This window comes from Mesorhizobium sp. GW821-FHT04C10, assembly GCF_059420305.1.
On the sequence record NZ_JBWKTL010000001.1, the window covers coordinates 3,272,422 to 3,296,722 of the forward strand.

General features: G+C 63.1%; 22 protein-coding genes. 6 read left to right on the forward strand and 16 right to left on the reverse strand.

Annotated features, from left to right (window positions below):
- Positions 1 to 69: 69 nt before the first annotated feature.
- A complete protein-coding gene (locus AC07UC_RS15845) occupies positions 70 to 1,617 on the reverse strand; it encodes an FAD-dependent monooxygenase (protein WP_494906667.1) in 1,548 nt (515 codons plus the stop codon).
- Positions 1,618 to 1,853: 236 nt separating this feature from the next.
- On the opposite strand from AC07UC_RS15845, the gene plsY reads away from it, so the two are divergent.
- Complete coding sequence (plsY, locus tag AC07UC_RS15850) at positions 1,854 to 2,519, forward strand: glycerol-3-phosphate 1-O-acyltransferase PlsY (RefSeq protein ID WP_494906668.1); 666 nt, start codon at positions 1,854 to 1,856, stop codon at positions 2,517 to 2,519.
- On the opposite strand, the gene AC07UC_RS15855 is transcribed toward plsY, so the two are convergent.
- From AC07UC_RS15855 to AC07UC_RS15875, 5 genes are all read right to left on the reverse strand, one after another.
- On the reverse strand, positions 2,504 to 3,682 hold the full coding sequence (locus AC07UC_RS15855) for an ABC transporter ATP-binding protein (RefSeq protein WP_494906669.1): 1,179 nt from the start codon (positions 3,680 to 3,682) through the stop codon (positions 2,504 to 2,506). The genes plsY and AC07UC_RS15855 overlap by 16 nt on opposite strands.
- Positions 3,675 to 4,817 carry an ABC transporter substrate-binding protein gene (locus AC07UC_RS15860; protein ID WP_140774020.1) on the reverse strand — a complete coding sequence of 381 codons (1,143 nt, stop codon included), beginning with the start codon at positions 4,815 to 4,817 and terminating at the stop codon, positions 3,675 to 3,677. The genes AC07UC_RS15855 and AC07UC_RS15860 overlap by 8 nt, the downstream gene beginning before the upstream one ends.
- The gene (locus tag AC07UC_RS15865; RefSeq protein WP_140774019.1) at positions 4,814 to 5,653 is read right to left on the reverse strand and encodes an ABC transporter permease; all 840 of its coding nucleotides are present in this window, start codon (positions 5,651 to 5,653) and stop codon (positions 4,814 to 4,816) included. Before AC07UC_RS15865 ends, AC07UC_RS15860 begins: the two co-directional genes overlap by 4 nt.
- 13 nt (positions 5,654 to 5,666) lie before the next feature.
- On the reverse strand, positions 5,667 to 6,545 hold the full coding sequence (locus AC07UC_RS15870) for an ABC transporter permease (protein WP_494906670.1): 879 nt from the start codon (positions 6,543 to 6,545) through the stop codon (positions 5,667 to 5,669).
- A 214-nt stretch (positions 6,546 to 6,759) separates the two neighbouring features.
- A complete protein-coding gene (locus AC07UC_RS15875; protein WP_494906671.1) occupies positions 6,760 to 8,310 on the reverse strand; it encodes a winged helix-turn-helix domain-containing protein in 1,551 nt (516 codons plus the stop codon).
- A gap of 187 nt (positions 8,311 to 8,497) precedes the next feature.
- Between AC07UC_RS15875 and AC07UC_RS15880 the strand changes: the two genes are divergently transcribed.
- Both AC07UC_RS15880 and AC07UC_RS15885 read left to right on the forward strand, forming a co-directional pair.
- Complete coding sequence (locus AC07UC_RS15880; RefSeq protein WP_494906672.1) at positions 8,498 to 9,199, forward strand: alpha/beta hydrolase; 702 nt, start codon at positions 8,498 to 8,500, stop codon at positions 9,197 to 9,199.
- Between the two features lie 230 nt (positions 9,200 to 9,429).
- On the forward strand, positions 9,430 to 10,410 hold the full coding sequence (locus AC07UC_RS15885; protein ID WP_140774017.1) for a GlxA family transcriptional regulator: 981 nt from the start codon (positions 9,430 to 9,432) through the stop codon (positions 10,408 to 10,410).
- A gap of 106 nt (positions 10,411 to 10,516) precedes the next feature.
- Here the strand turns inward: AC07UC_RS15885 and htpG are convergent, their stop codons facing one another.
- Positions 10,517 to 12,403 (reverse strand): molecular chaperone HtpG, encoded by a 1,887-nt coding sequence (gene htpG / locus AC07UC_RS15890; RefSeq protein ID WP_494906673.1) that lies wholly within the window; start codon positions 12,401 to 12,403, stop codon positions 10,517 to 10,519.
- Between the two features lie 222 nt (positions 12,404 to 12,625).
- On the reverse strand, positions 12,626 to 13,510 hold the full coding sequence (locus tag AC07UC_RS15895) for a hypothetical protein (protein WP_494906674.1): 885 nt from the start codon (positions 13,508 to 13,510) through the stop codon (positions 12,626 to 12,628).
- Between the two features lie 338 nt (positions 13,511 to 13,848).
- Between AC07UC_RS15895 and AC07UC_RS15900 the strand changes: the two genes are divergently transcribed.
- On the forward strand, positions 13,849 to 14,130 hold the full coding sequence (locus AC07UC_RS15900) for a hypothetical protein (RefSeq protein WP_244735456.1): 282 nt from the start codon (positions 13,849 to 13,851) through the stop codon (positions 14,128 to 14,130).
- A gap of 390 nt (positions 14,131 to 14,520) precedes the next feature.
- Here the strand turns inward: AC07UC_RS15900 and AC07UC_RS15905 are convergent, their stop codons facing one another.
- A complete protein-coding gene (locus tag AC07UC_RS15905) occupies positions 14,521 to 14,829 on the reverse strand; it encodes a hypothetical protein (RefSeq protein WP_202326704.1) in 309 nt (102 codons plus the stop codon).
- Positions 14,830 to 14,934: 105 nt separating this feature from the next.
- The gene (locus AC07UC_RS15910; RefSeq protein WP_494906675.1) at positions 14,935 to 15,900 is read right to left on the reverse strand and encodes an FkbM family methyltransferase; all 966 of its coding nucleotides are present in this window, start codon (positions 15,898 to 15,900) and stop codon (positions 14,935 to 14,937) included.
- A 225-nt stretch (positions 15,901 to 16,125) separates the two neighbouring features.
- On the opposite strand from AC07UC_RS15910, the gene AC07UC_RS15915 reads away from it, so the two are divergent.
- Positions 16,126 to 16,323: a hypothetical protein gene (locus tag AC07UC_RS15915; protein ID WP_202326705.1), complete on the forward strand. Its 198-nt coding sequence runs from the start codon at positions 16,126 to 16,128 to the stop codon at positions 16,321 to 16,323.
- A 281-nt stretch (positions 16,324 to 16,604) separates the two neighbouring features.
- On the opposite strand, the gene aroQ is transcribed toward AC07UC_RS15915, so the two are convergent.
- From aroQ to AC07UC_RS15945, 6 genes are all read right to left on the reverse strand, one after another.
- A complete protein-coding gene (aroQ, locus tag AC07UC_RS15920; protein ID WP_202326706.1) occupies positions 16,605 to 17,054 on the reverse strand; it encodes a type II 3-dehydroquinate dehydratase in 450 nt (149 codons plus the stop codon).
- 62 nt (positions 17,055 to 17,116) lie between these two features.
- On the reverse strand, positions 17,117 to 19,006 hold the full coding sequence (locus AC07UC_RS15925; RefSeq protein WP_494906676.1) for a bifunctional sugar phosphate isomerase/epimerase/4-hydroxyphenylpyruvate dioxygenase family protein: 1,890 nt from the start codon (positions 19,004 to 19,006) through the stop codon (positions 17,117 to 17,119).
- Positions 19,007 to 19,077: 71 nt separating this feature from the next.
- The gene (locus AC07UC_RS15930; RefSeq protein WP_494906677.1) at positions 19,078 to 20,310 is read right to left on the reverse strand and encodes an aminotransferase class III-fold pyridoxal phosphate-dependent enzyme; all 1,233 of its coding nucleotides are present in this window, start codon (positions 20,308 to 20,310) and stop codon (positions 19,078 to 19,080) included.
- Between the two features lie 3 nt (positions 20,311 to 20,313).
- Entirely contained in the window at positions 20,314 to 21,600 is a 1,287-nt protein-coding gene (locus tag AC07UC_RS15935) for a TRAP transporter large permease (protein WP_202326709.1), read from the reverse strand.
- Positions 21,597 to 22,115 (reverse strand): TRAP transporter small permease, encoded by a 519-nt coding sequence (locus tag AC07UC_RS15940; protein WP_494906678.1) that lies wholly within the window; start codon positions 22,113 to 22,115, stop codon positions 21,597 to 21,599. The genes AC07UC_RS15935 and AC07UC_RS15940 overlap by 4 nt, the downstream gene beginning before the upstream one ends.
- A gap of 10 nt (positions 22,116 to 22,125) precedes the next feature.
- The gene (locus AC07UC_RS15945) at positions 22,126 to 23,121 is read right to left on the reverse strand and encodes a TRAP transporter substrate-binding protein (RefSeq protein WP_202326711.1); all 996 of its coding nucleotides are present in this window, start codon (positions 23,119 to 23,121) and stop codon (positions 22,126 to 22,128) included.
- Positions 23,122 to 23,357: 236 nt separating this feature from the next.
- Between AC07UC_RS15945 and AC07UC_RS15950 the strand changes: the two genes are divergently transcribed.
- Entirely contained in the window at positions 23,358 to 24,260 is a 903-nt protein-coding gene (locus tag AC07UC_RS15950) for a LysR family transcriptional regulator (protein ID WP_494906679.1), read from the forward strand.
- The last annotated feature ends 41 nt before the right edge of the window (positions 24,261 to 24,301 follow it).

Consider the following 24,301-nt stretch of genomic DNA (forward strand, 5'->3'; position numbering starts at 1 on the left):
TGGAACGACAGTTCCCACAGCAGACAACCGAAACCATGCTCAAACGGTTCCTCTATCACATATGGGCAGCTAGTCGCCTTCGCCAAACCATCGTGACGCGGCCTGGGCGGCGTGCTCGAGGTCAGGCCCATCATCGGCAGCCCAGGCGACGAAGCCATCGGGGCGCACGAGCAGGGCGCTCAGGCCCAGCCGCTCCCTGGCATCCTCCGCGACATAGGTGATCCGCCCGTTCCAGCGGCTTGCAAGCGCTTGCAGGGCAGGGTGGGCATCGAAGTCCAGCAGCAGGCCTTGCCCGCTCCTCAGGCGCTCGCCGAGCCTCGTCCCGTCGGCCAGTTCGAAGTCGGGCGCGCCGCGGCCCACCAGCCTGTGGCTGCCGCCGAGATCGTAGCGCAGGGAAACGCCCCAGACGCGCTCGGCGAAGTAGGTCGCGCCGTCGCGCGTGGCGATGAGATCGCGGATGATGGCTTCGAGCGCGCGCGAACTGGGGCTTGGCCGCATCAGCGCGACCTGGGCGCGCGACCAGTCGAGAATTTGCGCGCCGACCGGATGCCGTTCATCGAAATAGCTGTCGAGCAGACCGGCCGGCGCGTCGCCGCGGATGGTGGCGGCGAGCTTCCAGCCGAGGTTCATCGCATCGCCGAGCCCGAGATTGAGCCCCTGGCCACCCAAAGGCGAATGGATGTGCGCGGCATCGCCGGCAAGCAGCACCCGGCCGTTGCGGTAGGTCGTCGCCTGGTAAGCGCGATCGGTCCAGGTCGTGGCGAGGTGCAGATCCGCGACCGTGACGCCCGTGCCGGACACGCGGCGCAACACGGCCTGCACATGCTCCAGCGTGATCGGCTCTGTCCGATGGAAAGCGGCGCCGTCGAACTCGACCATCGCGATCGTGCCGGGCCGTGCGTAAGTGTACATGCCCGTCGCCGTGTAGTGGCGGCCGAGGCTCAGCGTGTCCGGATCGGCCAGCTCGACTTCGACGGAATAGCCGGTGAACTCGGCATCGGTGCCGGTGAAGGCAAAGCCGCCAAGCTTGCGGACCGTGCTGCGGCCGCCATCGCAACCGACGAGCCAGCGGGCGCGAAAAATCTCGCTTCCGGCGCTAATGGTCACGTCCTCGTCCGACTGGCTGAAGCCGTCGACGCCGAGGCCGCGCCTGATCTCGGCGCCCATGGCGCCCGCGCGGGCGGCAAGCACGGTTTCGAGATGCTCCATCTCGACCGCCATGCTGGTGCCGGCCGGGCCGGGCAGGCGATAGGGCCATTGCGAGCTGTCGATGGCATCGAGATAGAACTGGATGCCGGCGAAATGGCCGCCCGGGCGGCGCGGCTGCTGCATCCAATGCGCGGCGGCCGCTTTGCCGCCGGCGGGGCCATCCTTCGCGGGCGACGCAACGTCGTCCAGCAGGCCGCGCCGGTGGAAGGCCTCGATGGTGGGTGCCGACAGGCCGCGCATGCCGAAGGGAAGCCGCTTCAGCGGCGAGTACGGGTCTTCGGCCTGCTCCAGCACCAGTACGGAGAGGCCCGCCAGGCGCAGCTCGCAGGCGAGAAACAGGCCGACCGGACCGGCGCCGGCAATCAAGACATCATATGGCACGACATCATGGGGAATCGGGTTGTGCATGAAACTACTCCTTGGTCGATGTGTTCGACCGGAGCGTTCCTCGAGTTTGAGAGTCACACGGACGAACGATTGGACGCTCAAACAGCGTCCGATGTTCGTCGTGGGGATCTCGTGCACGAAGCCAAAGACCAGAGCTCTCGTTACCGAGAGGAGTTGGGCTTACCAAACCAACCCTGCCTTTTCCGACAGCGGCTATATAAGGGTAGAGCGATTGATCCGCAACGGGGGTGACCGCCATGGTGTTCTGGATAGCGAGCGTGGCCGGACTGGCGATCGCCTATCTCTTCGGTTCGATCCCCACGGGCTATCTGGCGGGGAGACTGCTGGGCGGCATCGACATCCGGGAGCATGGCTCCAGATCCACCGGCGCCACCAACGTGTTGCGGACGCTGGGCAAAGGGCCTGCCTTGGCGGTGCTGCTGGTCGACGTGCTGAAGGGCGTGGCGGCGATCGTGTTTGCCCGCTGGTTTTATGCGCTGCCATTCCTTACGCACCCGACAGGGCTCGATGCGCAAAGTCTCGTGCCCTGGGCCGTCTGCCTCGCCGGACTTGCCGTGCTGCTTGGGCATGGCCGTTCGATCTGGCTGAATTTCACCGGCGGCAAATCCGCGGCGACGGGGCTCGGCGTGCTTCTGGCGCTGTCATGGCCGATCGGCATGGGTGCCGCGGCGGTTTTCTGTGTGGTGCTGGCTCTTTCCCGAATTGTCTCCCTGAGCTCAATGCTGGCGGCGTTGACCGCGATCGCTCTGGCCTGCGCCCTGGAGCAGCCCTTGCCCTCCCGGCTGCTGGTGATCGCCGGCGGGCTCTACGTGGTCGCGCGCCATCGCGCCAACATCCGGCGGCTCTTGGCCGGAACGGAGCCGCGCCTGGGGCAGAGCGGCCCGCATCACGAAATGCGCTGACCATCCTCGTCGAGCAGAACGCAGCCCTCGGGATCGAATCCGAGGTCGATGGCCTCGCCTTCGCGAAGGACCCGGCCACTGATCGTTGCGTTGGCCCGGACGCTGGTCTTGCCGCCGATATCGATCTCGTAGATGGCGCTGCCGCCCAGGTATGACGCCGAGACGACGCGGCCGGACAGATGGTTGGCGCCCGCCGCCGCGCCGACCGTCAGTTTCTGCGGCCGCACCACCACGGTGACCTTGCTGCCGTCGGCAAGCTGCCTTGGACAGGCCACGTTGACCGTCTGGCCGCTGGCAAGCACCACAGCCGTTGCCTTGCCGGATCCGCTCACCGTGCCGGGCAGCATGTTGGCCTTGCCGAGGAAGTCGGCGACGAAGGCGGTGGCGGGCCGCTCGTAGACTTCCTCGGGCGTGCCGATCTGCTCGGCCGATCCCGCGTTCATCACCACGATGCGGTCCGACATGGAGAGCGCTTCTTCCTGGTCGTGGGTGACGAAGATGGCGGTGATGCCGGTTTCCTTCTGGATCTTCTTGATCTCGACACGCATCTCCTCGCGCATATTGGCATCCAGGGCCGATAGCGGCTCGTCGAGCAAAAGCACCTGCGGCTCGAAGACGATGGCGCGGGCGAGCGCGATGCGCTGCTGCTGGCCGCCCGACAATTGCGAGGGCAGTTTCTTCTCGCTGCCCGGCAGCCGCACCATCTCGAGCGCCTTGCCGACCCTGCGCACGATTTCGGGCTTCGGCACGTTGCGGTATTTCAGGCCGAAGGCGACGTTGTCGAACACGGTCTTGTGCGGGAACAGCGCGTAGCTCTGGAAGACAAGGCCGATATTGCGCTTGTAGATCGGCACGTCGTCGACCCGGCGCCCATCGATCATGATCTGGCCGCCCGAAATGTCGACCAGGCCGGCGATCGAGCGCAGGATCGTGGTCTTGCCGCAGCCCGAAGGTCCGAGCAGCGTGACGAAGGAGCCCTTGCGGATCGACAGCGAGAAATCGCGCACGGCGACGAACTTGCCATAAGCGATGTCGATGTTGCGGAACTCGACCGCCGGCTGGCTCGCCTCGGCGCTGTCCGATGCGGCCTTGCCCGCGCCGGACAGCGTCGCCCCGGCCGCTTCCGGCCGGGGCAATTCTGAGAGGTCGTTTCTGTCAGGCACCTTTCGAGATCCTGTTCCACTGCTTGGTCCAGGCGTCCTCATTGGTCGCCCAGTAGACCGGGTCGGCGAAGGTCAGCGACTTCATCGTGCCGGTCTTGTCGAAGGCCGGCAACTTCTCGATCTTCTCGGTGAGCTTGACCTTGGTCGGGTCGAGCGATGGCGGATAGCTCTGGCCCTCGGCCACCGCGATGGAGGTCGCCGGGTCGAGCATGAAGTTGATCAGCTCCTCGCACTCGGCCATCGGCGAGCCCTTCAGGATCAGCATGTCCTCCATCCAGGCGTAGGAGCCGGCCGGATCGAGATAGCCGATCGGATGGCCCTGGTCCTGCAAGGCGGCGACGCGGCCCGACCAGGCGTCGGTCACCACGATCTCGCCCTTGGAAAGCAGGTCCATCAGCTCGGCGCCGGAGCTCCAGAACTTCTTGGCGAGGTCGCGCGTCTCGCGCACCTTGGCCCAGATCGTGTCCATGTCCTTGATGTTGTTGGGGTCCTGCCCGGTGGCGAGCGCGGCGTACCAGACGCGCGTGGTCATGTCGTCATAGCCGCCGACCTTGCCGGCATATTTCTTGTCGAGCAAAAGGGCGGCGCCCTTTTCCTTGGCTTCCTCGGGCGAGATCACCTTGGTGTTGTAGGCGATGCCTGTCGTGCCGTAATCGTAAGGCACGGCCGAGAGTTTCGGCGTCAGCTTGCGGAACGGGTCGATCATCGGCTGCAGCACATTCGCCATGTTGGGAATGTTGGCCTCGTTGATCTCCGAGGTCAGGCCGCCATTGACGTATTTGATGTAGTAGTTGACGCCGGAGGAATGGATGACCTGGTAGTCGCCGGGCTTCGAGGTCTTGATCTTGGTGATGATCTCGTCCTCGTCGCCGAACGTGCCCTGGACGACCTTGATCTTGGTTTTGGTCGTGTAGGGCTGGAAGGCGTATTTGTCGATCGCGTCCTGCACCGTGCCGCCCCAGCCGTCGAAGCGAACCTCCTGGACCGCGGCGAGCGCCTGCCGCATCCAGGGCATGTCGAGACCCGCCGCGGCAGCCGCGGCGGCTGTCAGCGTCAGGAAAGTGCGGCGGCTGAGATCACCGTTGCGATATCTATCATGCAGCCGTTCAAGCCGCTTGCCGTTGGACAGTTTCATCGTGCTTCCTCCTTTGGTTCGCCACGTCTTTTCAATCTGGTCAGGCTTTGCAGGATCAGGCCGCCGAGCAGCGGGATGCCTACGGTCACCAGGATCATCACGGTGCCGAGCGCGTTGATCTCGGGGCTGATCGAGATCTTGAGCATCGAAAGGATCTGGGTGGGCATGGTCTCGACGCCAGCCGGGCGCCAGAACAGGCTGGCCGACGTGTTGTCGAACGAGATGGTGAAGGCGAGCAGCGCGCCGCCGACGACGGCGGGGATGAGCAGCGGCAGCGTGATCTCGCGGAAGGACGAGAAGCGCGAGGCGCCCAGCGAGAGCGCCGCCTCCTCGTAGACGCGGCGGATGCCGACCATGCGCGCCTGCGCGATCAGCACCACATAGGGCACGGCAAGCAGGATATGGCCGAGCACCAGCAGCAGCATGGTCCTTGGCTGGTCGATCGCCTTGATCAGCACCAGAAGGCCGACGCCGAGGATGGTCTCCGGCACCAGCGCCGGCAGGATCACCAGCGTGCTCAGCGCCTGCTTGCCGGGGAATTCGAAGCGCACCAGCGCAAACGCTGTCACCACGCCTATCGCCGTGGTGACGGCGGCGGTGACGAGCGCGATCCACAGCGAGGTGCGGAAGGCGGCCAGCACCTGCTCGTTGGTCATCAGCTTGGCGTACCATTGCAGGGAAAAGCCGGTCATCGGGAAGCCGCCGAACATCGAGGCGTTGAACGACAGGATGACGGTCGCCACGATCGGCGCGAACATGAAGATGTAGACGCAGAGCGTGACGAAGCCGGTCAGCCGCCAGGCCCATCTGCCTTCTTCCTTGCGCCGCGCCTTCATCCGCCCAATCCCGTCATCCGCCCAATCCTTTGACGATCTGCGACATGCCCATGTAGCGGGTGTAGATGGCGGCGAAGAAGCCAAGCACGAGGAACAGCACGATCGAAAGCGTGGCGCCCATCGGCCAGTTCAGCTCGCCCATGATGGTGTCGTAGATCAGATTGCCGAACAGCGCGTCGCGCCCCGAACCCAGAAGCTGCGGCGTCACATAGCTGCCGGCGGCCAGCACGAAGCAGAGCAGCAGGCCCGCCGCGAGGCCCGGCAGGGACAGCGGCAGCGTGACCTCGCGGAACGCCTGCGCGCTGGTGCAGCCCATGGAGCGGGCGGCCGAGATCAGCGTGCGGTCTATGCCCTCGAGGCTGACATAGACGTTGAGGATCATGTAGGGCAGCAGGAAGTGCAGGAGCCCCAGGATCACCGCGCCCTCATTGTAGAGCATTGGCAGCGGATCGCTGATGATCCCCATCCTCAGCAGCGCGACGTTGATGACCCCCTGTTCGCCCAGGATGTTGATCCAGGAGAAGGTGCGGATGGTGAAGGAGATCCAGAACGGCACGATGAGCAAAAGCAGGAGCAGCCATTTGTGCTTGAAGCTGGTGGCCCAGATGAAATAGGCCGGAAAATAGCCGAGCACGCCGCAGAGCAGCGCCGTCATCGCGCCGACGCGCAGCGTCTTCAGGAGGAAGCCGTGATAGTAGCTGTCGGTGAGGAATTCGTGCCAGTTGGCGGTCGTCAGCGCGCTCGTCTCCACACCGGCGGTGACGAAGGTGAAAAAGGTGTAGGCGCCCATCACGGCGATCGGCAGCACCAGGAAGAAGATCAGCAGCAAGAGCACCGGCGCGACCAACATCCAGGCCAGCCGCGGATCATACAATGTCCATCGTCGTTTCATGACCACCCGGTGCGCTTTCTTTGAAGCGCCTGTTTTGTTCCCGGTACCAAGATTGGGTGATTAAAGGCCCGATGTCTACAGTGGGCGATTGAGCCAGTGGATATCAGCACGCCGCCGGCTGCGATCGACGGCGAAACTTGACCGGCGGACGGCATGGCGACAGGGGGCCATGGCCGTTCGACCTGGTTGAACTTTACCCTACGGCAATCGCCTTCTATGCCGGCAACCCTGCTGTTCGCATGGCGTCGCTGACGTCGTCGATGATGTCAGGCGCAAGTCCGACGGCGGCGGACCAACGGCCGATGGTGAAGCGGGGATCAAGCGATAACAGCCGTGCGGCCGAAGCCTTGGCCTCCTCGATCCGGCCGAGCCGGGCAAGGGGAGCGGCCAGCCATCCGTGCAGGATGCTGAAGCCGGGGTTCATCTCCACCGCCCGTCGGCCGGCCGCGATCGCCTGCTCATGCCGGCCGTTGAGAAAATTGCCGAAGCCGATCATGCCTTGCGGCACGCAGTTCATGGCGTCCAGCGGGTTCAGCCGCAACGCCTGCTCGCCCCAGTCGATGGCCCGTGTCGCATCGCCGCCATAGGCGACCGGCACGCAGCCAAAGGCGTAGACGAAGGCACATGAGGCGCTGAGCGCGAGCGCCTGCGAAAACGCCTGGTCGGCGAGCCTGCGGTCATGCTCGACCAGCCCGATGGTGAAGCCGGCCAGAGCCAGCGCCATGGCGTCCCCCGAGCCGTGCTCGATCGCCGCATGGGCATGGCGGGACGCCTTCTGGCTATGCTCCGCCTCCATGCCGCCACGGATAAAAAGGGTTTGGTGCGCCCATGCGGCAAAGCCATGGACGAGCGCATAGGTCGGCTCGATGGCCAGCGCCTGGTCGAGCAGCGGCAGGCCCTTGGCGGCGCCCTGCGGCATGAAGGTATAGACGTCGGGCAACGCGCGCAGAAAAAGATCGTAGGCGTCGAGACTGTCGGGGCGCTGGCGTTTGACGCGTTCGATCTCGGCCCTGCGCAAATTGGGCTCCATGGCCGCGACGACGCTGATGGTGATCTCGTCCTGCAGTGCGAAGACGTCGGTCAGTTCGCGGTCGTAGCGTTCGGCCCACAGATGGCCGCCATCCTCGGCATCGATCAACTGGCCGGTGATGCGCACGCGGCTGCCGACCTTGCGCACGCTGCCTTCCAGCACATAGCGCACGCCGAGTTCGCGCCCGACCTGCTTCACATCGACCGCGCGGCCCTTGTAGGTGAACGAAGAATTCCGCGCGATCACGAACAGCCAGCGGATGCGCGACAGGCCGGCGATGATGTCCTCGACCATGCCGTCGGCAAAATAGTCCTGATCGGCGTCGCCGCTCAGGTTGACGAAGGGCAGCACGGCGATGGAGGGGCGGGCGGGAATGCCAAGGCCGGGCTTCGCCTGCTCGACCGGGGCGATCGCCTCTGCGCCTGCCTCCTCGCGCACGATGCCGACGAACCGAAAGCCCCTGCGCAGGATGGTGCGGACGAGGCGCTGCTGCTCGCCATTGTCCTGAAGGGCGCTGCGGGCGGCGTTGACGCGGCTGGCCAGCGTGGCGTCGGAGACGATGCGCCCCTGCCAGACAGCGTCGACCAGGTCGTCCTTGCTCACCACCCGCTCGCGATTGCGGATCAGGTATTGCAAGAGGTCGAACACTTGCGGCTCGACGGGGACCAGATCATTGCCACGGCGCAGTTCGCGCCGCTCGCCGTCCAGAGCGAAATCCTCGAAGAGATACGGCAAATTGCTGGCTCCGGATGGGGCGGAAATCGCGAGTCTGGACACTGTAGCCATGTCGCGGCCGCAAAATCAAAGCCATCTCAAGGGAAAATCAAGAGGTCCTGAAGGTCGTCTCAAAGCGAGCGCGGCGACCGCGTCGCATAGTCCTCCTGCAACCAACGCAAACAACACTTTGAAAAGGAGAACTCAAATGTCGAACAATGCAGCAAATTCCGTCGTCCTCGTTCATGGCGGCTTCGTCGATGGCTCCGGCTGGGAAGGCGTCTACCACCAGCTCAAGAAGGACGGCTACGACGTCACCATCGTCCAGAACCCGACCACCTCGCTTGCCGACGATGTCGAGGTGACCAAGCGCGCCATCGCTGCCGCCCCGGGCAATGTCATCCTGGTCGGCCACTCCTATGGCGGCGTGGTGGTGTCGGAAGCCGGCACCGATCCCAAGGTGGCTGGTGTCGTCTACATCGCGGCCTTCGCGGCGGATGCCGGCGAGTCGGTCTCGACCCTGATCGCCAACCCGCCTCCCGGCGCTTCGGTGCCGCCGATCCTGCCCCCCGTCGATGGCTTCCTGATGCTCGACAAGGCCAAGTTCGCCGCTGCCTTCGCCGCCGATGTGCGCCCCTCGCTCGCCTCCTTCATGGCGGACTCGCAGGTGCCGTGGGGTATCCCGGCGCTCGAAGGCAAGGTCACCAAGCCGGCCTGGAGAGTGAAGCCGAGCTGGTATCTCGTCGCCACCGACGACCACATGATCCCGCCGCCGGCACAGCGCCAGATGGCGACCCGGGCCGGAGCGACGACGGTGGAAGTGCCCGGCAGCCACGCGGTCTATGTCTCCGATCCGGCGGCTGTCGCCAGCCTCATCAAGCAAGCGGCCGCCAGCGTCGGCAAGAACTGAGCCCGCAAAATCCCTGAAGCAAGGCCCGGGCGTCTGGCGCCCGGGCCTTTTTGTCCATCCCGTGTCCGGCCGACTGTGGGCCTGATATCCGCCTCTTCCCGGGTCGTCGATCTCATCTCCGACATCTAGCGGCCGCTCCTGGGGATCGCGGGGCTTGACGCCTGTGCCAAACAATACGCATCGGTGATAACAGGCTTCAGCACGGGCGAGGGGACGGTTCCGGACACACAATGGCAAGGCGGTTTGCGTTTCTGTTGGTGCGCGACTTCACGCTGTCGCCGCTGTCGCTGTTCATCGACACGCTGCGGCTCGCGGGCGACGAGGGCGACCGCAGCCGCAGGATCGAGTTCGATTGGGAGATCGTCGGCGAACGCGGCCTGCCGATCCGGGCGAGTTGCGGCGTGGAACTGCTGCCGACCAAGGGGATCGGCAATCCGGAGGATTTCGACAATGTCGTGGTGGTCGGCGGCCTGCTCGACACCAACCGCAGCCTCAGCTCGGACAAGGAAACGTTCCTGCTGCGCGCCGCCGAGAAGGGGGTGCCGCTGACGGCGCTCTGCACGGGAAGCTTCGTGCTGGCGCGCTACGGCCTGCTCGATGGCTACGCCGCGGCCGTCAGCTGGTTCCACATCAAGGACTTTCGCAGCCAATTCCCTGACGTCAACGCCCATGCCGACAGTCTGTTTTCCGTCGACCGTGGGCGTTCGACATGCGCCGGCGGCACGGGCGCCGCCGACCTTGCCGGCCATTTCGTGTCCCAGTTCATCGGCCAGAAGGCGGCGGAGAAGGCCGCCAAGATCCTGGTGCTCGACCGGATCAGAAGCAGCCGGGACGTGCAGCCCGTTGGCGACCTGTTTCCAGCGGCATCGAGCCGCGCGGTGAAGCGCGCTCTCCTCCTGATGGAGAGCAACCTTCAGGAGACGCTCTCGGTGGCTGAGATCGCAAGCCGCCTGAACTGCTCGCGGCGCCAGCTCGAGCGGCTTTTCCAGGCCGAGCTCGGTATTGGTCCGATGGCGGCCTACCTGGCGCTCAGGGTGCATCATGCCAAGTCGCTGCTCGAAGGCAGCGACCTGCAGATCGGCGACATCGCCTATCGCTGCGGCTTCACCAATGCCGGCCATTTCAGCCGGGTGTTCCGCCAGCAGACCGGCATCACGCCGACCCATCTCAGGCATCCCAACCGGATGCCGGCCATTGCCGCGGGGCAATGAGGCCCGGCCGCTAAGCGGCGCTGAGACTTTGTTTGGCGCAATTCCTGTAAGAAAAGCGCTGCGCGCTTTTCCCGGGGAAAACCGTCCACACTTTTCCTGGAATTGCTCAGCCCTTCGAGATGCCGCGCGCGAGCAGCCTTGCGAGCCGTTCCGAGAACGCCCTGGCGTCGGCCGGCTTGTCGCCGTCGAGCACGCGCGCCTCGTCGTAGAGGAGGTGGGCGGCATCGTCCTTGAAGGCCTGCTCGTCCTCGCCGAGGCCGGCGAGCGCCAGCACGCGCTCATGCTTCGGGTTGATTTCGAGGATGGGCTTGGCCGCCTTGTCGAGGCGGCCGGCGGCGTTCATCAGCCGCTCGAACTGACGGTCGGGGCCGTGTTCGGGGGCGACAAGGCAGACCGCGCTTTCGGTCAGGCGATCCGATGCCTTCACGTCCGAGACGGCATCGCCAAGGGCGGACTTGACGAAGGCCAGGAAGCCGTCGACCTCCGGCGTCGCCGCTGTCTCGGGCTTCTTGGCGTCGTCGAGCAGCGGGATGTCGGACAGCTCGGCCACGCCCTGCGTGACCGACTTGAACGGCTTGCCGTCGAATTCGGGCGCCATCGTCACCCAGAAACTGTCGACCGGATCGGTGAGCAGCAGCACTTCGATGCCGCGCGCCTTGAACCCTTCGAGCTGCGGCGAGGCTTCGAGCCGGGCGCGGTCGTCGCCGGCCATGAAGAAGATCGCCTTCTGGCCTTCCTTCATGGCGGCGACATAGTCGGCAAGGCCGCGCCAGCCGTCGCCAGAGGCGGTCGAGCGGAAGCGGGCGAGCTTCAGCAATTGCTCGCGCCGCTCATAGTCCTCGTAGAGCCCTTCCTTGAGGACGACGCCGAAATTGTCCCAGATCTTCGCATAGGCGTCGGCCTCGTTTTCGGCCAGCTTGGCAAGGTCGCCGAGCACGCGGTTGGTCAGGCCCTTGCGGATGGAGGCGAGCAGCGGGCTTTCCTGGATCATCTCGCGCGAGACGTTGAGCGGCAGGTCGGCGGAATCGACCAGCCCGCGCACGAAGCGCAGGTAGCGCGGCAGAAGGTCGGCATCGTCGGTGATGAAGACGCGGCGCACATAGAGCTTCATGCGGCCCTTGCGATCCTGGTCGAACAGATCGAACGGACGTGATCCCGGCACGAAGGCGAGCACTGAATATTCCTGCCGGCCCTCGGCGCGGAAATGGATGGTGGCGGCCGGCTCGTCATACTGGCCGGCGACGCCGCGGTAGAAATCAGTGTATTCCTTCGGCGTGATCTCGCTCTTCGGCCTGACCCAGAGTGCCGTGCCGTCGGCGATGTCGCGCGCCTCGGCGCCGGGTTTTTCGATGAGCGTGATCGGCACCGGCACATGGCCCGACTGCGACTTGGCCAGCTGCTCGAGCTGGTAGGATCCGGTATAGGAGACGGCATCGTCCATCAGATGCAGCACGACGCGGGTGCCGCGCTTCGGCGCGGCTTCGAGCGGGGCGGGCGCGATCTCATAGGACCCCTTGCCGTCGGACGACCAGCGCCAGGCTTCCTCGCTTCCCGCCTGGCGGCTGATGACATCGACCCGGTCGGCCACCATGAAGGCGGAATAGAAGCCGACACCGAACTGGCCTATGAGTTGCGTGTCCTCGGTGCCGGAGCCGACGCGCTCGATGAAGGCGCGGGTGCCCGAGCGGGCGATCGTGCCCAGCGCCTCGGCCATGTCGTCGCGGCTCATGCCGATGCCGTTATCCTCGACGGTGATCTGCTTGTTGTCCGCGTCAGCCGAGATCGAGATGCGCGGCTTGGGATCGTCGGCCAGAAGTTCCGGGCGGCTGACGGCCTCGAAGCGCAGCTTCTCGCAGGCGTCAGCCGCGTTGGAAATCAGCTCGCGCAGGAAGACATCCTTATCGGAATAGACCGAATGCACCATCATGTGCAGCAGCCGCGAGACATCCGCCTCGAACGCCCTGGTTTCCGTCGCTTTCGTATCCGTCGTCATTCAGATTTTCCCACGCTGTTCATCCGCCCGCCGCGCCGGGGCGCGTGCGGGACTTCCTTTCAACCATTTTTAGCGGTGCTGGCAACTGAGTTCAGCAAGGCCAGCGCGCCGACGATATGGTGGTGGGGTGCGGGGGCAACAAGAGGGCGCCGGCGGCGAAGCTGCCAATCCCCCCACAGGTGGGGAGATTGGCAGCTTCGCCGTCGCGCCTGGCTTGCGGCCCTACTTCCCCGCCATGTGATCGGCAAGCGCCTGCGCCTGGGCAAGCAGCGCGGGATAGGCCGGGGTGTCAGGCAGGTTCTTGCCCATGCAGGCGCGGAAGTCGTTGTCGCCTTTGGTCCAGGCGGCGTTGGCGGCGTCGGATGTGTTTTCGTCGCTGTCGTCGGTGGCCTGCTTGGCCAGTTTCTGGGCGGCGGCGTCGGCGGCGGTCCAGGCGGCGTCGCAGGCCGCGATCTTCGGGACCGGCGGTGCCGCGGGGGCTTCGGCGATCAGGACGCTGTTGCCCTTGACGACCGTGACGATGACCTCCTGGTCGTAGTTCGGCCCGATATCCTGTGCCCAGCCGCCGAGCCGCGCGATCGCCATGTCGGCGCCCTCAGGCGTCTTCAGCGCGAAGTCGAGCGTGCCGGTGAAGGCGGCGTCGCTGCCGATGGCCTGGGTGTAGAAGGCGTCGAGCTTCAGCGCCGCGTCGAAGCCGGTGGGCAGTTTGAGATCGGCGTCCGTCTCGGCGGCGCGCGACTTGAGCCAACGCTCGACCAGCCCGCGTGTCGAGGCCACGATGCTGGGGCCGTCCTCGGTGCCATGACGCAGGCCGTCGAGCATGCCGAAGCCGACATCGGAGGAAGAGAGGCTTTCAATATTGATGGTGCCGGCAGCCGGGAAATCCTTGACCGTGAAGGGGCCGAGCAGGGCGGTGAGACGCGTCTCGAGATCGGCGCGGGCCTTTTCATTGGCCGCGTCGAGCGTTTCCACGGCTGTGTTCGTGCTCTCCATCGCCGCGATCTCGGCAATCGCCTTGTCGCGCGCGGCGATATAATCGTCCTCGGGCGAGGCGGCGAAGGCAGCACTGCTGGCGAGTGCAAACATGACCGTCCAGACCAACCGCATGACAGAACCTTTCTTCGTGGCGATCAACAGGCCTGGCAGCCATCGGGCAGCTTTGCGGCTATTGCGCGGCAGGAAACGTCGAGGCGAAACATCCTGGTCGGTGCGGGATGGCAAGCGCTGCCATTAACCATCGATTAACTATCCGGTCGCCTTTGAATCAAATCTGACGGATACTGTTTGCGGGCCAGACGAGGCGGCTCGAGGGACCTGGAGAAGACAGCATTATCAGCCTGGCGCGCAGCCTTCGGTCGCGCGGCAGTCTGAAATCAAAAAGAAGCGACGGACCACCGTCGCCTTGCGGGGAGGCGTCAGCATCATTCTTGATGAGGAGCGCCAGAATGAAGATCGAAGATGCAGTGACCGCTGTAACAGCCGAGGCCAACGCGCTGCTGTCGTGCCTCGGGCAGCCCGTGGTCGCCTACCACGTGACGGCTATCATGCGGGAGGCCGACCTGGAGCACGCCAGGCGGATGCAGCTCGCCCTGATGCGACGGAGCATCGAGGCGCTCGTCGATGACGGCCTGGAGGATGTGGCCGCGAAGCACTTTGCCTCGCAGTTCGATGGGCGCGTTGGCTCGACGTGGCGGCTGCTGCACGCTTCGGATGGCGTGGCGCACTGACCGCGGCCAGGCGGACCTCGATCGGACACCTGGCTGATCAGCGTCGTGAGGACGGCGCGCCTTGCCAAAGACCGAACAGGAAGCCTGCCAAAGTTCCATGGCGGGCGTATGAAATCCAGGGAGCAGAAAGGCGGAGAGGACGTCGTTGGCCAGGTCGGTCGCGGTTTTGACGGATCGGGCAGGGAACCGTCCCGACCTGATATCTTCTTTCAGCACCCCGTGGCGATCTGTCCCTGCCATGAAATCGCCGGATCGCATTGCTCTCGGCCGCCTTTGAAACCCTGTCCGCGATATCGTCGGCGATTATGGAATCGTCGCAGAAATGGTATCTCGCGACACAAGACGCCAAAAATAGAGCACGGCCCGTGCGATCTCCGGCCTTTGCGGGTTTCATTCCCATCTCTCACGAAACGGTTTCTGTCGTTCGGATGGCTGCAATTTTCGGTGGGCGGTCATGGTGTCGATCTCGACGATGACGCGAGCGCTGATCTTGACTGTTACCTTGCCCGCCTCGTCATCGACGCGCGTCACGTGGCCCGTTATCGCCACCTTGTCGCCGGGCTTCGCTTTCCGCGGCGGCTCAATGGCAAATGGGAGGCTGTGGCTTGGGATGCTCACGCACGCCCGGCCACTCCGACGCACCATCAAGATAGTCGCCGTCATCGCCACCTCATCGCCGATGTCTATGTTCCGTTCCATACTCAGATTCCGGCGCCGATGATGAGTTGATCAGTCACTTGAACCCTGTTCCGCGTCAGGCGGGCGGGCGTCGAGAAGCGCCGAAGACCATTACGATGGCAGGCGCTATATCCATCTGCTTATGTGAGTGCCCGCCTGCTGGAACTCATGAACGATCTTGCGCTCCACCGCGGCGGTCTTTCGCCCCTCCGGGTTCCTCATGTAGAGGGAATGGAACTCGACATATGTCGCATGGAGATCGCGATGGAGCCCCGAGCGGATTATATCGTCCAGGATCTCGTACTCTGCTCCCTCGACATCGAGTTTGAGAACAACCACTTCGTACAGGCCACGCCTGTCCCGGATCATCTGTGACAGCGAAAACGTTTCGACAAGCTCCGGCGCAAATCGCTGCGGCTGATACAAGCCTCCATTGTGGCCTGGGATTATGGAGCAACCTTCGTAGGTAGGGTCCGACCGCCCCGGGGGACCAAGCAATTCGGCATAGCCATCTTTCGCGCTCGCAGCCTTGGCCACGACCTCAATGGCTACGTTTTCCGAGCGCAAACCATGAAGGTGCTCCAAACAATTCTTGTTGGGCTCTACAAGAACGTAGTCATAGTAATCGGGCGTGTAATATCGGGAAAAGAACCTATACGCCTGGCCGACGTTTGATCCGCAATCGATGAACAATCCGCGAGGTCGCTTTGCCGCCTCGAGCCTGGACAATGCCCGTCGTGCATCGCTGGCGACGCGACGCCGGAGCCTTTGCGACCTGATTGGTTCGCTTAGCGATAGCGTCGACAACTGGAGGAGCCGACCGAGCCCCCTGGTTCTTAGCACATGCGCTATCTGGTTGATCTTCCTGATAGCCTTATGGCCGTCGGGTGCTGTCCGCTCCGACGGCGGACGGGGCAGCCCAAGACGCTTGCGCTGGGTGTCCGCGAAGGCGATCGCATCGCGCTCACGCCTGAATTGATGGAAAATTTCCTGGTCGTTCTCGCATACGCGGACAAACCAGCCACCAAAACCCTCCGACAGATCCACGGAGGTTTTGGGGCAACCACTATCATACTGAGGGTGAACGGGCATGGCGCTTCCTGCATCGCAGCTGAAAACGACTTCCCGCCAAAAGTATCCGTCAACAATGAATGTGCTGTGACAGGGCAACGCTCGGACGGCAGAGAGCCATGAAGCGGGTGGCCACGCGAAGGGCCAAACGGGAGATCTTCACCCCGGGCGAGATTTCAACCTGAGCTGGCTTGTATGTGTCAAAAAGTTGCACGATTGTCGGTTGCTCGATGATGTGGGTATCCGATGAAGCGCAAGGACAAGGCACGGCCTTTCGTGCCAACTGAAATCCACGTCAGCACCGTCGAGGATGAAAGCGGTACGCTCGGTATCCTCTCGATCCAGACGACCGAGGGCATGGTTGAGATCGCGCTTGATCGCGAAGCCGCCGACGCGATCGTGAATGCGATCGGCGCAATCCGGACGAAGCTTGACCAGAGCTGAGAAGGCCAGGCCCGCGTCAGGTCGGGGGGAAGAACATCGTGTCCTTGCCCCCTCATTGGAAATAGATGGGATGGTGTCCTTGGTCGGCGTCCGGGAAATGCTGGGACTAGCCGCCGCGAGGCGCTACCAGAGCGTTTCACTGAAACGGCGAAACGCTCTATCTCTTTGTTTTTGAAGCAATTCCCAAGGGAAAGCGCTACGCGCTTTTCCCGGGAAAACCGCTCAGGCTTTTCCCGGAATTGCTCTAGCGGTGATGGCTACGATCAGATCGGCAACCGCGTTCAAACGGCCCTGGATTTCGCATGCAAGTCGGCGAGGCGGCGTATTGCAAGTTCATATCCGAGCACCCCAAGACCTGCGATGACACCGTCGGCGCGGCGCGACACGTAGGAATGGTGACGAAACTCCTCACGCTTGTGGATGTTTGAAATGTGCACTTCGATGACCTTGCCGTCGAAAGTGTTCAGCGCGTCAAGGATGGCGATCGATGTGTGGGTGAACGCGCCGGGGTTGATCACGATGCCGAACGCCTGTTCCCTCGCTTCGTGGATCCAGTCGATGAGTTCGTACTCACGATTGCTCTGATGGAACCGCAGGTCGTGGCCCAGTTCCCCGCACAGTCTCCGGCATGATTTCTCGACGTCCTCCAGCGTTTCATGACCGTAGATTTCGGGCTGTCGTTTGCCCAAAAGGTTAAGATTGGGGCCGTTCAACAAGACGATCAAACTCATGGTTTCTTCTCCCTGGCGATAGAAGCCTGATGCCCGTCGTCATGGTCCAACGTGGGCTGTTTTCATCCGCGCGGAATTCCGATCGGCTGCAGACGCTTCCGCAGAGCTGCAATACGAAAAATTGCATTCGGAGCGCCATAGCCTTTATATCCGGCGCGTTGCACGATCTCGAAGAAGAAGCCTTCGGCGGAGGTCGGGCTGTATATCTGGAAATACTCTCCGTCGTCATCCCGGTCGTAGAGTATATCGTTTGCTTTCAGCCGTTCCGTCAGCACGGGGTCCAGGCCGAACCTGGCTTCCAGATCCTCATAGTAGTTCGGCGATATGGCCAGGAATGGGAAGCCATTCCGGGAGAGCTGTTCTGCCGTCGAGAATATGTCTTCGGTTTGAAGGGCGATATGTTGGATGCCGGAGCCGAAATTCTCGGCAACGAAGCGGCCTGCAAGGGTATTATGGTTCTCGGCGCCGTTCATTGTTATGCGCAGGGAACCATCGCTGTTTTCGACGACCTGGCTGCGCACGATGCCCGAGGGGTCGACAACGTCGACGACGGGAGATTTATGCGCCTCCACGAGCGACATGTAGAAAAGCAGGCATGTCGGCAGATCCTCGTAGCGCATTGTCTGGGCAACATGGTCCACCTCCGTCAGCCCGGTCGAGGCCGGGGTCGCCTGCTCGTCCACGCAGACAAATTCATCCGCCCAGGCGCGATCAAGTCCCGATTTCTTGTCCAGGAAATACAGAAGGCCGCCACCGGCGCCGTGAACGGCAGGTATGGTGGCCTCATGCGACCCCACAGCTTGCGAAAACGGGTCGGCGCCGAGCGCCACCGCACGCTTCACGACCGCGGCCGCATCATCGACAAGCAGCCCCATGGCGTAGGCGGAGGTGCCATGGACCGCATAGGAGGCGCCAGCGAAGCCCTCTCTGCCGGTATCGATCACGATGTTGATCAGGCCCAGCCGGAAAAGCGCGGCTGACCTGGTCTTGTGTTTTCCGACCTTGTCGAAGCCCAGGCTGGAGAGGAGTTCTTCCAGCCTGGAACCGTTTGCCTCGTCGGCCGCGAACTCGATGAACGCCACGCCCTCGACAGCGCCTCGCGCCGGCATTGGAGGCACGGACAAGACGGTTTTCGGCTCATCGCGTTTGACCTGGTCACCGAGACAGATCAAGGATCTCCAGCCGTCCCTGGCGATCGTGACGGCGGAGCCGCCACGGAACTGATCGTTGAATATCTCCAGCGAGAAATAGCCGTCATAGCCGGTCGACACGACGGCCTGCATGAAATCGGGCACGGGCAGATCGCCTTCGCCCGGCATGTTGCGGAAATGGCGGCTCCAGTAGAGCGGATCCATGTCGAGCAGTGGCGCATCGGCGAGTTGGACGATGAAGATCTTTTCCTTCGGGATGGAACGGATCGAGTTGATCTCGGTCTTTCGCGCCAGCGTGTGAAAACTGTCGAGGATGAGACCGACACTCGGGTGATCGGCGCGGCGCACGATCTCCCATGCGTCGCGATGGTCGCTTATGTGACGGCCCCATGCCAAAGCCTCGTAGCCGACGCGAAGTCCGCGTCTTGCCGCCCTATCGCCGAGTTCGTGAAAGTCGGCAGCCGCTCGCTCCAGGCCGCCGAGTGCCGCCGGGGACACGTTGGAGCACACGAGGACAAGATCGGTGCCGATCTCCTGCATGAGATCGAATTTTCGTTCCGCGCGGTCGAACGTCCGGGACCGCAATATGTCGGGCATACCTTCGAAATCGCGAAACGGCTGGAACAACGTGACCTCCAATCCCAGGTCGCGAGCCATCCTGCCCACCTGACGCGGGCTCTCATCCGAGGTCAGGAAGTCATTCTCGAATATCTCGACGCCATCGAAGCCGGCCTTGGCTATGACCTTGAGTTTCTCGCTCAGGTCACCGCTGATGGACACGGTCGCCATCGACGTTTTCATTCGGACCAACCCCTTTCGCTTCGCAGTCCGTGGAGCCGTTTCGGGTATGCAGAGAGACTGTTCGGGCGCGACTATGTCGCGAACTGCCTGGCTGTTCCCGCGAAGGCCTCGGCGCAGAGCGCCAGGGCGTGTTCGTCATGTCTGGCCGAGACATAATGGCGGCCATAGAGGCTATGCATCGACATCACGCCGTTGCGCCTGAGTTCCACATGGAGCCGCGAGGTGAAGCCGGGATCCGAAATTGCGATGGCCTCGCGATAGTTTGTCGGCTCCTTGTTTCCGCGCCAGACGGTGAAGACCGTTCCGTAGCCGCTGGTGCAAATGGATATGCCCTCGCTGGCGAAGGCGCTTACGGCGCGCTCCCGCAATTGGTTGCCGGCTTGCAGAATGGCTGGATAGTCGACGGTGTCGACGACGCTCATGGCGGCTTTTACGGCGGCACAGGCCAGCGGATTGCCGTTATAGGTTCCGGCCCTGTTGACCCTGTTGTCGTCGAAAGCAGTGGCGAACTCGGGAGAGCAGAGCAGGGCCGCGACGGCAACCCCGTTTCCGATTGCCTTTCCGACGGTTGCCATGTCGGGTTCGACACCGAGCAGGTGGCTCGCCAGTCCAGCGTGGAGCCGAAACCCCATGAGGACCTCGTCCATGATGACCAGCGCCCCGTGCTTTCTGGCAAGCGAGGCCACGTACTGGAGGTAGCCTGCTTCGGCCAGGATACACCCCGCATTCGCCATCATGGGTTCGAGAATGATCGCGGCGATGTCGGTGCATTCGGCGAAGAGGAGATCGGCATCTTCCCTGTCGTTGAAGCGCAGAAGCAGCGTATCGTCCTTCGACGGCCTTTCGTTCGAAGACATGGCGGCCTCGTGTGATCCGGCATTGCCGAATGCCACGTCGTCGAACCAGCCGTCATAGCCGGCCGCCATCTTGACGATCTTGCGGCGCCCCGTAACCGCTCTCGCGGCGCGGCATGCCAGGTGCACGGCCTCGCTGCCCGAGTTCAGAAACACCACCTTGGCGAGATTGCGGGTGTGGGATGCCAGGCTGGCCGCCGCCTCCTCCTCGAGGGCGTGGGCGTAGGCCGGCATGGAGCCCTTGTCGATCGCCTGGTGGATCGCTTGCGCAACCTCCGGATCGGTATGCCCCAGGAACGTTGCCCCGAAGCCCAAGGCCGTATCGACATAGCGTCTGCCCTGGTCGTCCCAGACATAGGGACCCTGTGCCTTAGACACCAGGAAACGTCGCCCATTCAGATCGGGCACTGTTCGCCCGGCGCTCGAAATACCGCCAACCAGATGCTGCATGACCTAAACTCCAAACAGGCGGGGCAGCCACTCGGTCAGCGAAGGGAACGCGACCAACACGGCGACGCAGACAATGCTCGCGATCCAGTACGGCACCAGCCAGACCGAAACGGACCACATGTCGATCTTCGCCACCTTGCAGACAACGAAGATATTGGTTCCGATCGGCGGCGTGAACAGGCCGATGCCCAATGTCATGGTGAACACGATGCCCGTCTGGTAGGGCGTGAGCCCTGCTGCGAGGGCGATCGGCACAAGGATGGGCGCGAGGATGATGAGCGCGGGGCCGAGGTCCAGCCAGAAGCCCACGACCTTCAGCAAGGCCAGGACCAGGATGATGGTGATCAACGGCGAGGTGTGCAGTCCGGTAATCCACGCGGCTGCATTCGCCGGCACTTGCTCCACGGTCAAAATCCACCCGAATGGCGTGGCCAGAGCCATGATCATCATGATCACGCCCGTCGTTGCGACGGCCGCGGCCGCGGCCGAGTAGAGCGAACTGATCGGAAGTTCCCGGTAGACCAGGATGCCGACGAGGAATGAGTAGACGACCGCAAGGGCAGACGCTTCCGTTGCCGTGGCAATGCCGCCGATTATGGACCCCAGAACCAGCACCGGCATCAAAAGCGCCGGCAATGCGCCGATGGCGTCGCGGCCGATTTCTCCCCATGAGGAGGGCGTATCGTTGCGCGGGAAATTGTTGCGCCGCGCGACGATGTAGGAGGTCACCATGAAAGTCGCCGCGATAAAAGCGCCGGGAACCAGTGCGGCGACGAGCAGGCCGCCGATCGAAGTGCCCGTCAGAACGCCATACAGGATCAGGATGACGCTCTGCGGCCCGATGATGCCGAGCGTGCCGGATGCCGCGGTCACCGCCGCTGCGAACGCTTTGGGATAGCCACGTTCAGCCATTGCCGGGATCATGATCGCCCCGACCGCGCCCGTATCGGCGGTGGCCGACCCGCTTATCCCGCCATAGACCAGGGCGGTGGCGACGTTCACCAATCCCAGGCCACCCCTGATGCGCCCGAAAACATGTTCCGCCATCCGCATGATCCGGGCGGTCAATCCGCCGCGGTTCATCAATTCGCCGGCAAACAGGAACAGCGGAATCGCCGCGAGCGTTATCGCATCCGCCCCCCGGATCGTTTGCTGGGCGAACCAGGCGAAAGGCAGGCCAAGATTGCCGAAATAGATCGTCAGCAGGCTGGCTATGCCCATGCACCAAGCGATCGGGACACCGATCAGGAGCAGGAACGAGAAGCTTCCGATGAGGATCGCGATCGTCATTGCGCTTCGCCTTTTCCGGGTGCCGAAAACAGCGATCCAAGGTTCCGTCGAACACGCGAAGCGGCGATGCAAACCGCTGACACGCCCAGGATCAGCACGGTGGCGGTGATCACGCCGGTGGGCATCCGCAGCACCGAAGTCGGCACTGCCCAGGAGCGTTGCCAAACCGCCCAGCCACTGACCATGAAGGCAATGCCGATTGCCAGCAGCGCGATCGTTGCGATGATGTCGAAGACCGCCCTCAGGCGGGCGGGAGCGGCGTGGTTCAGCGCCTCGAATGCGACGTTTTCGCCCCGCAGCTCGGCATTGATCACGCCGATGAAGGTGATCCAGATAAACGCAATGCCAGCGATCTCGAACGACCACTCGACACCGCCAAATTCGAAATAGCGCGCGATGACGCCGAGCAGCGTCGAGCCGAACATGACGACGAACGCGACCACGCCGACGAATTCGAATGCGAGCGCCAGCCACCCCCGCCCAGCCGGCGGGGGAGTCAAGGAATCGGACTCCATCAAGATCACCTCAGTTGGAGGTCGCGGCTTGCCTGACCGCCGAAACCAGATCGGCGCCCCATTCGCTGGAAAACTTGTCGTAAACCGGCTTGACGAGCGCCACGAAGGGCGCCGTATCCACGGTGGTCACCGTGACGCCTTTCTCCTCAAGCTTCTTCTGGGTTTCGGCATATGTTGCCGTCAGTTCGCTGCGGTACCAGGCAACGGTGTCGGAAGCGGATTTTTTCAGCGCGGCCTGTTCGTCTGGCGTCAGGGTCTCGAACTTGTCCTTGTTCATGTACCACCAGTTGGCGGTCCAGATATAGTTCGAGATCGAAAGGTTCTTGACGACCTCATACCATTTGGAGTCGTAGTAATCGCGCATCTCGGGCTCGACGGCCGCAACGACGTGCGACTGCAGCGCGGTATAGACCTGACCGAAAGGGATGGATTCGGCGAGCGCGCCCAGTTCTTTCATCGTGGCCAGAATGACCGGGTTTGGCGGTGTCCTGATCTTGACACCAGCGAGGTCGGCCGGCGTCACGATCGCCTTGCTTGTGGCAAACTGGCGAAAACCTGAATCCAGAACGCCGAGCATGAGGTAGCCGCGATCTTCGCCGAGGCGCTGCACCTTCTGTCCCTGGTCGCTGTCGAGGAATTTGTGGACGTTGTCGGCGTCGCGAAACAGGAACGGCAATGAAAGCACGTTCAAACGCGGGTCGATTGCATCGACCGCTCCGCCAAGGCCGATGTCGATGGAACCGGCGCCGACACCATCGGCGATCGGGCCTTCATCGCCCAGCTGCGCGTTTGGAAAGATCTGAATTTTCACCGATCCCTTCGTGGTATCGGCAACTTCGGCTGCAAACTTCTCGATCGCCTTGTTGATAAGGCTATCTGGAGACGAAGCATGAGCAAGCCGCAAGGTCGTTTCGGCGCTTGCTTCCGTCACCCACAGGCCTAAGCCGCAGATTACGCCGCCGACGAGCGAGGCGAGAATCTGGCGAGGTTTCGTGGTCCTGGTCATTGGTTCCCCTTTGCGATCTTGTTTGTTGCCGCAATTCTAAAATAGCCACACCAGCGGACCTGAAAACCGCAGATTTATTATTGCAGCATAAGCGCCGCTGATACCTGGCGTGCTGCTCATCGGAGTCCTGCAAGGCGCGCATTGCAGCACGGCGCCAAAGGGCCAAAGTCAGATTTAGTGTGCCGCAAGCGTCATCATCTGACATAATCAATCCTCGAAACCTTGGATCCGGATGAATGCGCAATCTCGACAGCGATGCACTGGCAGCCTTTGTTGCGGTCGCGGAAACGGGCAGCTTCACCGCGGCCGCGGAGCGGCTCGGCCGAACCCAGGCCGCTGCCAGCATGGCGGTCGGCAGGTTGGAGGAGCGCCTCGACCTGCGGCTGTTCGATCGAGGTCACCGCCGCGTAACGCTAACGCCGGTTGGTGAGCGGCTCCTGGGCTACGCGCGCAGGATTCGCGCGATTGAAGACGAGGCGCTAGCGACGCTTCTCGAGGGCAGGAATGAAAGCCGGGTGCGGTTGGGCATGCCGGATGACTATCTGACTCTGTTCGGCACCGCTCTTATGCAACGGTTCGTTCCGCAGCACCCGACCGTCAGTCTCGATCTCCAGTACGATTTTTCGCACCGTCTTGAATACATGGTCGACAATCGTGAACTGGATCTGGCGATCATCACACAGAATGCAGGAGACCCAAAAGGCGAGGTCATTCGATTGGAAAAGCAGGTCTGGTGTTCCGCGCCCAACAGACGCCCCGAGGCCGCAAGCTGTGTCCAACTGGCGCTTTTTCCGGATGGCTGCCGGGCTCGACCGCAAATTCTGTCCGCACTGGAACAGGCGGATCGACGCTGGCGCATGGTCTATTCGTCTTCCGATATCGCCGGCATTCAGCTGGCGGTTGCTTCCGGCGATCTCTTGACGGTCCTGCCGGAAGCCGCGGTGCCAGCGGAGTGGCGCAAGCTGGAGCCCGAAGATGGGATGCCGGACCTCCCGCTCTTGCGCCTGGCGATGGTTCTTCCACAACAACCGCGCTTGCCGGTCAGGCAACTCGCGAACTTCCTGAGAACAGAGTTTCAAAGCACGGTGCTCGCACCGTTTTCCGATCGGGTGTCGAAGCTCCAAAGCTTGCCCCACTAGAGTTCATGCTACTCAGAGTTCATCCGGCAGCTCTGCCCGAG